The following is a 2240-nucleotide window of genomic DNA, read 5'->3' as shown; positions in this document are numbered from 1 at the left end:
CATTAGTCATTAGTCATTAGTCATTAGTCATTAGTCATTAGTCATTAGTCATTAGTCATTAGTCATTAGTCATTGGTCATTGGTCATTAGTCATTGGTCATTAGTCATTAGTCATTGGTCATTAGTCATTAGTCATTAGTCATTAGCAACCAACACAAGACTAAATATCATTTTCACTGACTCATGACTCCTAACTTCTGACTCCTGACTTATAGCTCCTAACAACTGCCAACTGCCAACTGCCAACAGTCAACAGACTAATTTGGAGGAAATGCAATGTTTTCAGAAGATGTCAAAGAATTAGACCACGCTCCTAACGAAATAGGTGAAGTCTATGGGGGCGTAGCTTCTAGGCAAGAAAACGAACCCAGAAAAAAAGACCGCTCTTTAGAAGTAGTCGAATCTCAAAAGCGCTCCTCTCAAACTCATGACGGTATCAATATTGCCAAGTTACGGCAGCCTGATGCGAATAATTGGTCTACTTCTTTGCACTCGGTACTCGACCAGCCACCAGTATCTTTTCCGCAGCGGTTGATATTAGGAGGAATGGTTTTTTCGGTAGCTTTTGGAGCGTGGGCAACTTTGGGAAAAATTGACCAAGTTGGTCACGCTCAGGGAAAATTAGTTCCCAAAGGTGCTGTTTACAAAATTCACCCGACGGAGCCAGGAAAAATTATTAACCTCGCTATCAAAGAAGGTCAAAAAATTAAAGCTGGACAATTATTGGCAGAATTAGACCCGGAAACGGCTGCGAGCGAGGTGGAGCGTCTTGATAAAATTCTGGACGCTTATCGGATTCAATTGGTGCAAGAGATGAGTTCGATCGAGAGAACTCGACTGGAAGCGGAAGCGAGCCAAGCTATTGCTGCTGCGGACAAGCGGGGGGCTGAAGCTGCGATCGCCCGTGCTGGTGCTTCAGCGGCCACCACGCAGTCTCAAATCGAGCAATTGCACGCGGATGTAATTTCTCAGCAAACGCGCAAACAACAGCTCAAACCTCTGGAAAAGCAGGCACAAAATCTGTTGTCGCAACTGCAAATTGATGTCACGTCTCAAGAGGCCAGGCGCGATCGCGTGAAACCGCTGCAAAATAAGAGTCAAGACTTGCTGACACAATTGCAAGCAAAAGTGGTGGCTCACAAAGAGCGGATAGCGCGGCTCAAACCTTTGGTAGATGAAGGAGCGCTGTCAAAAGACGTATTGTTTCAAGCTGAGGAAGCTCTGCGGGAAAGCGAAAATGCCGTGATTAGAAGCCAATTGGGGGAGACAACTCAGGCTGACGATCGCGCCTTTGATGTTGAGCAAACCCTGCGCGACAGGCAAAGTGCTGCCATCAGGAGTCAACTTTCAGATACAACTCAGGTTAAGGAAAAGCTGTTTGAAGTCGAGCAAGGTGTGCGCGATCGCGTTAGTTCGATCGGCAAAATGCAAGGCCAATTAACCGAACAACTCGCAGAAGTCGATCGACTGCAAGCCGAAGCCGCCAGCGAACAAGCTGCCGCGCGTCAAACGCAGTTAGAAAAAGAGCAAAAAGTTCAGCAGTTGGAAATGGAATTAAATCAAGTCAAATCCAAAATTGCCGAAACCCAAACTCTGCTCGCTCAAGCAAAAAATAAGCTCAAACAAAGATTTCTCTACGCACCAGTCAGCGGAGTTATTTCGACTCTCAATGTCCATAACACTGGCGAAGTCGTTCAACCGGGTCAAACTATTGCAGAAATGACTCCGAATCATGCTCCGCTGGTGCTGGAAGTGAATTTGCCGAACCGAGAAGCAGGATTTGTCAAAACCGGAATGCCGGTAAAAGTCAAATTCGATGCTTTTCCCTATCAAAATTACGGCGTGATTCCGGGAAAAGTTGTCTCGATTTCGCCGGATGCCAAAACCGACGAGCGATTGGGGGTTTTCTACCGGGTGGAAGTGAGTCTCGATCGAGACTCAGTGACAGCTAACAATCAAACCTGGAAACTCAAAGCGGGCCAGACAGCTACTGCGGAAATTGTCATTCGCCAGCGCAGCGTAGCCGACATTTTGCTCGATCCTCTCAAGCAACTACAAAAAGGCGGCATGAGTTTGTAGAAATTAGTCATTAGTCAGTAGTCAGTAGTCAGTAGTCAGTTGTTAGTTGTCAGTTGTTAGTAGTCAGTTGTTATTAGCTTTCCTGTCAACAGTCAACAGTCAACAGTCAACAGTCAACAGTCAACAGTCAACAGTCAACAGTCAACAGTCAACAGTCAACA

1 protein-coding gene is annotated in these 2240 nt (G+C 46.0%); it reads left to right on the top strand.

Annotation, left to right across the window (positions count from 1 at the left end; all coding sequences use genetic code 11):
• Positions 1-276 precede the first annotated feature (276 nt).
• The gene (locus tag QUA16_RS36440; protein WP_333109706.1) at positions 277-2079 is read left to right on the top strand and encodes an HlyD family efflux transporter periplasmic adaptor subunit; all 1803 of its coding nucleotides are present in this window, start codon (positions 277-279) and stop codon (positions 2077-2079) included.
• Positions 2080-2240 lie beyond the last annotated feature (161 nt).

This window comes from Microcoleus sp. S13_C3, from assembly GCF_036700905.1.
Lineage (GTDB): Bacteria > Cyanobacteriota > Cyanobacteriia > Cyanobacteriales > Microcoleaceae > Microcoleus.
The sequence above is the reverse complement of the archived record's forward strand: the minus strand, read 5'-3'. Positions and strand labels throughout refer to the sequence as shown.